Here is a 5,542-nt window from a genome sequence, read left to right as displayed (position 1 = left end):
CCGATTCGGCGGCCGGGGCCGGTGCGTTTCCCGGTCAGGGCAGGAGGGTGCCCAACGGGTGGGGACGGGTGGGGGGTGGGCCAGATGAGTTGGAAGTAGACGCCGGGGCCGGGGGTGAGGGGGCCCCAGTGGTCGGCGAAGGCATCGACCAGGGCCAGGCCGCGCCCGCGTTCGGTGTCCGGGCGGGGGCGGGTGATGTGCGGGCGGGTGGCCGCCCCGCCGTCGTCCGCGACCTGGACGTGGAGGTGGCCGGCGTCGACCCGGGCCGTCACCGTGAACTTCCCACCTTGGCCGGACGCCGTGTGCAGGACGGCGTTCGTACCGACCTCGGAGAGGAGGAGTGATGCGGCCGCCTTGGTCGCCTCGGGGATACGGGGGCGGACGGCGCGGAGGGCCGCCTCCAGCCAGTGGCGGGCTTCGGCGATCTGGTCGACGTGGCCGGGGAACGTACGGGCGAGCGTGGTCATGGCGGTCACCCCTCCACCCGGACGTAGAGCCGGACATAGGGGCGGACCCGGGCGGACCGTCCGCGCCGAAGGCACCGTTGCGGGGATATGCGCGCGATAGGCTGCATGTGTCTGCCTGCTTCCGTCAGGTAGGCCGTACCCGGGAGCGTGAGGGCGCTCGCCGGGCCTTTGTTTATCGGCCTTTAGGTTCCCGCCTGCGCATCTCGCTTTCAATGAAAGCTACGCATTGCATATTTCTGGCGATCCCGTGGACACTCGTGGACCGCGAGTGTCATTCTGGATACCATGAGCGAGAGGGTTGACTCGACGTGGGTCAGATTCGGTCATGAACTACGCCGGTTGCGCCTTCTATCAGGGAGAACCCAGGGCGACCTCGGCCGAAGCGTGGGGCTCTCCAAACCCATGATCAGCGCCCTGGAGCGTGGCACAAGAACCCCGAAAGGGGACACGGCAGCCGCATTGGATTCGGCCCTGTCTACAGGTGGTGTCCTCGATCGACTGTGGCGCGAGCTGAGCGACACCCGGGAGGTCCCCCACTGGTTTCGCGACGCTCTACTCATTGAGCGCAAAGCACGAGAAATTCGGGAATACGTTCCCTTGATCGTTCCTGGACTGCTGCAAACGGCCGACTACGCGAGGTCTCTGATCAGGGCGTGGAGGGTGCGGGATACCCCAGAGGAGGTCGAACAGATCGTCAGGGCACGTATCGAACGCCTTCCGGCCATTTCGGATTCTCACCCCCTGCTGCGCTTTGTCGTCCGTGAAGCGGCCATATCGCGGGTCGTCGGCAGCCGGGAGATCATGCTGGAGCAGCTCAAGCACATCGGCGGACTTATCGAAGAGGGCACCGTACGTCTACAGGTGCTACGGGATTCCCCGGAGGTCCCCGCAGGGCTACCTTTCAGGGTGAGCATCCTCAGCGATACGCAGGCGGTCGGATACGTCGAACACGCTCTGGGAGGCGAGACGTACGATACGCCCGGACACGTCGCGGAACTGACGAGCGTCTACGGCGAGCTCCAAGCGGAAGCTCTCTCGTCGGGCGAATCGCTCAGTCTGATCCGGAGAGCACAAGGAGAGCTGTGATGGAGCGTTGGCGCAAGTCGAGCTACAGCTACGGCAACGGGGGCAACTGCGTGGAGGTCGATACGTCCAGAGCGGCATGGCGCAAGTCGAGCTACAGCGACGGTACCGGGGGCAACTGCGTCGAGGTCGGCACCTCGGATGCAGCGTGGCGGAAGTCGAGCTACAGCGAGGGCCACGGGGGCAACTGCGTGGAGGTGGCGGAGACGGCTGAGGCCGTTTTCGTGCGGGATACGCAGAACCGCGACCTCGGGCACCTCGGGTTCTCCGGGGTGGAGTGGGGGGCCTTCCTGCGGGCCGTGCGGGACGGGCGGCTCTGACCCTGGCGGTACGGCTGCGGTCCTCCCCTGCGGGAGGACCGCTCCGCGTCCTCACCGGCTGACCGCCGACCGCGCGGCCTACTCGGCCAGGGCGGCCGTGAGGCGGTGCATGCCCTTGGTGATCTCCTCGACCGTGGGGGTCGCGAAGGAGAGCCGGAGGGTGGCCGGGTCGGGGTGCTCGGCGTAGAACGGGGCGCCCGGCACGAACGCCACGTCGTGGTCCAGGGCGCGGCGCAGCAGGTCGGCCGTGTCGGTGCCGTCGGGCAGCCGCGCCCACACGAACATGCCGCCCTCGGGTTCGCTCCACCGGCTGCCCTCGGGCAGGGTCGCGGGCAGCGCCGCCAGCATGGCGTCGCGGCGCGGCCGGTACGCGGCGCGCAGCCGGTCCAGGTGGGCATCGAGGTCGGTCTCGGCCAGGTAGGCGGCGGCCGCCGCCTGGGTCACGGTGGAGGTGTGCAGGTCGGTGGCCTGCTTGGCGATGACGAGCTGCCGGCGCACGCTCTCGGGCGCGCGCAGCCAGCCCAGCCGCAGCCCCGGCGCCATGATCTTGGACAGGCTGCCGAGGAGGATCGTGCGATCGGCGGCCTCGGGCCGGGCCGCGATGGGCGCGACGGGCTCGCCCCGGTAGCGCAGTTCGCTGTACGGGTCGTCCTCCACGATCCACAGCCCCTCGTCGGCGGCGACGCGGGCGACCGCGTCGCGCCGGTCGTCGGGCAGCGTGCGCCCCGTGGGGTTCTGGAAGGTCGGCACCAGGTACAGCAGCTTGGGCCGTTCGCGGCGGACCGCGTCGGCCAGCGCGTCGGGCAGGATGCCGTGGTCATCGGTGGGCGCCGCGACGACGCGGGCCCCGGCGATCGCGAAGCACTGGAGGGCGGCGAGGTAGCCCGGCTCCTCGACCAGGACCGTGTCGCCGGGCTCGACCAGGACGGTCGCGACGAGCGAGAGCCCCTGCTGGGAGCCGCTGGTGATGAGCAGGTCGGTGTCGCCCGTCGGCAGGCCGAGGCGGGTCCGGCGCTCGGCGAGGAGGCGGCGCAGGTGGGGGTCGCCCTCGGTGGGGGAGTACTGGAGGACGCGCCGGGGTTCGCCGGCGACGACCCGGTCGAAGGCGGCGCGCAGCCCTTCGTGGTCGAACAGCTCAGGGGCGGGCAGCCCGCCGGCGAAGGAGATGACACCGGGCCGGGAGACGAGGGCCAGGAGTTCGCGTACGGGGGAGCTGCCGACACCGGCGAGCCGGGAAGCGGGCGGGGGCACGGGGGCGACCATCGGGGCTCCTTCACAGGTGGACGGGCCGGCAGGCCACCAGACTACTCCTCGCGATTCATTTGATGAGACGACGTTCCCGTATTCTGAGACGCACGTCGGGTGCCCCGCGCGGCCAGCGCCCCGGCCACGGCGGCCGTGAAGAACATCAGCACCCCGTAGACGGCGGCGGGGACCGCGATCTCGCTGCTGCCCAGCAGAGCGGGACTGAGGGCGATGGCGAGCGCGAGCGTGCTGTTGTGCAGGCCGATCTCCATGCAGGAGGCGACGGCCTCGGGGCGGCCGACCCCCGCCCAGCGCGGCACCCAGTACCCGGCGGCGAGCGACGCGACGTTGAACAGCAGCACCGGCACGCCCACGGCCGCCAGGTATCCCCCGATGTTCTCGGCCTCCTGGGCGACGGCGCCCGCGATGAGCGCGACGAGCACGGCGACCGACGCCGCCTTGACCGGCCGCTCCGCGCGCAGCGCCGCGTCGGGGAAGCGGGCGCGCACGAGCATGCCCGCCCCCACCGGGAGCAGGATGACCGCGAACACCTGGAGGGTCTTGCCGAACTGGAGGCCGAGGGTGCCGTCGCCGACCGCGAAGTACGCGAGGGAGAGGTTCACGACCAGCGGCAGGGTGACCACGGCGATCAGCGAGTTGACCGCCGTGAGCGTGATGTTGAGGGCGACGTTGCCGCCGAACAGGCGGCTGTAGAGGCTCGCGGAGGTGCCGCCGGGCGAGGCGGCGAGCAGCATCATGCCGACGGCGAGAGCGGGCGGCGGGTCGAACAGCAGCACCAGGCCGAGGCAGAGCAGCGGCAGGGCGAGGATCTGGCAGCCCAGGCAGATCAGCACCGCGCGGGGGAACGCGGCGAGGCGGCGGAAGTCGGCCGGGGTGAGGCCGAGGCCCAGCCCGAACATGATGACGGCGAGGGCGAGCGGGAGGGCGACGGTGGCGAGGGTCGTGTCCATGGGGGCACCTCGGTCCGGCCGGCCCGGGGGCTACCGGCGGGTCACTTTGCTCCGGGGCCCCGACCGTAGACCGCCGACCGTGCGGCGGCAAGGGGCGCCGGCGGGGCGGCGCACGGGGTGCCGACAGGACGGCGACACGCCGGGCGGTGGATGGATGAGGGACCGCGCCCGGGTCGGTACGGGCGCTCCGGAGGCGGCGGCACCCCGTTCTCCGGCGGCAGCGGGAGGGGCCTGACCTGCGCCTCGACCCCGCAGGGCGCGAACCGCCAGCGGGAGGCGCGGAAAATCTATCGTCGTCGGAGTAGACATTTGTCGAACGCATTGCTAGATTTCCTGACGTAGCCACAGAGATCAACGGCCGGACCACCGGATACGCCGGTGGAGTAGGACCCGCAGGACCGGCGTCCCGCCATCACGGGGGACACCGGAGCACGACGGAGAAAGCAGTACCGCAGTACAGCACCACCGCAGTTCCGCAGTAGGGCTCGACCGGCACGCAGTGCTCGACGGTGCCGGGAGCCGGTAGGACCGCAGTACAGCAGGACCGCAACACCGCAGTAGGGCCCGACCGACGCGCAGTGCTCGATGGCGTCGGGGGCCGGTAGTACAGCAGTACGGCAACACCGCATCACCGCAGGACCGGCGTCCCGCCACCACGGGGGGCATCGGAGCACGATGAAGGAAGCAGTACCGCAGTAGGGCCTGACCGGCGCGCAGTGTTGGACGGTGCCGGGGGCCGGTAGTACAGCACCACCGCAGTACAGCAGGACCGCAACACCGCAGTAGGGCTCGACCGGCACGCAGTGCTCGACGGTGCCGGGAGCCGGTAGTACAGCAACACCGCAGTACAGCAGGATCGCAACACCGCAGTAGGGCCCGACCGGCGCACGTTCAATGCTCGGCGGCGCCGGGGGCCGGTAGGACCGCAGTACGGCAACACCGCAGTACAGCAGGACCGCAGTACCGGCGCCCCGCCACCACGGGGGGCACCGGGGAATCGCAGGACATGAAGTACACGTGAGAGATCGAGAGGAGTAGGTGCCATCAGGATCGCCCGGACGTGAGATCGCTCCGTCCGGTTACCGCAGGCCCCGATGTGAAAGAAGGTGGTCCACGGTCACACAGTCGCGATCCCCGCGTTTCCGTTCCAGACCTTCCTCGGGACGCGGAAGACCGGCAGCGGCCGGTGGATGGTATTGAACTCTCGGGCCCCAGCGCCGTACGGCGCTGGGGCCCTCGACGTGCGTTCAGGAGTGAGAAGAGAGAGAAGCGCTTGTCCCGACCGTCGGCCGATGACCGGCTGGATGACGACGACTATCCCGCCTACACCATGGGCCGCGCCGCCGAGATGATCGGCACCACACCGGCCTTCCTGCGCGCCCTGGGCGACGCCAAGCTGTTCGAGCCGCTGCGCTCGGCGGGCGGCCACCGCCGCTACTCCCGCTACCAGCTGCGG

The 5,542-nt window shown here is 70.6% G+C and carries 6 protein-coding genes; 3 read left to right on the top strand and 3 right to left on the bottom strand.

What is annotated here, in order from left to right:
- Nucleotides 1–467 (bottom strand): ATP-binding protein (locus NT8_RS26955; protein WP_084469320.1); only part of this gene is annotated, 467 nt, incomplete at its 3' end.
- 285 nt (nucleotides 468–752) lie between these two features.
- Between NT8_RS26955 and NT8_RS29005 the strand changes: the two genes are divergently transcribed.
- Nucleotides 753–1,553 carry a helix-turn-helix domain-containing protein gene (locus NT8_RS29005; protein ID WP_084469319.1) on the top strand — a complete coding sequence of 267 codons (801 nt, stop codon included), beginning with the start codon at nucleotides 753–755 and terminating at the stop codon, nucleotides 1,551–1,553.
- On the top strand, nucleotides 1,553–1,870 hold the full coding sequence (locus NT8_RS26945) for a DUF397 domain-containing protein (RefSeq protein WP_067975601.1): 318 nt from the start codon (nucleotides 1,553–1,555) through the stop codon (nucleotides 1,868–1,870). The genes NT8_RS29005 and NT8_RS26945 overlap by 1 nt, the downstream gene beginning before the upstream one ends.
- 78 nt (nucleotides 1,871–1,948) lie before the next feature.
- On the opposite strand, the gene NT8_RS26940 is transcribed toward NT8_RS26945, so the two are convergent.
- A complete protein-coding gene (locus NT8_RS26940; protein WP_067975598.1) occupies nucleotides 1,949–3,133 on the bottom strand; it encodes an aminotransferase-like domain-containing protein in 1,185 nt (394 codons plus the stop codon).
- A 41-nt stretch (nucleotides 3,134–3,174) separates the two neighbouring features.
- Nucleotides 3,175–4,086, bottom strand: coding sequence for a bile acid:sodium symporter family protein (locus NT8_RS26935; RefSeq protein WP_067975595.1), 912 nt, complete (start codon nucleotides 4,084–4,086; stop codon nucleotides 3,175–3,177).
- A 1,273-nt stretch (nucleotides 4,087–5,359) separates the two neighbouring features.
- On the opposite strand from NT8_RS26935, the gene NT8_RS26930 reads away from it, so the two are divergent.
- Nucleotides 5,360–5,542: MerR family DNA-binding transcriptional regulator (locus NT8_RS26930; RefSeq protein ID WP_157515994.1), on the top strand; the 183-nt coding region annotated here is incomplete at its 3' end.

It is taken from the genome of Nocardiopsis trehalosi NBRC 14201 (assembly GCF_001552555.1).
Taxonomy (GTDB): domain Bacteria; phylum Actinomycetota; class Actinomycetes; order Streptosporangiales; family Streptosporangiaceae; genus Nocardiopsis_B; species Nocardiopsis_B trehalosi.
This window is presented reverse-complemented; position numbering and strand designations above follow the sequence as displayed.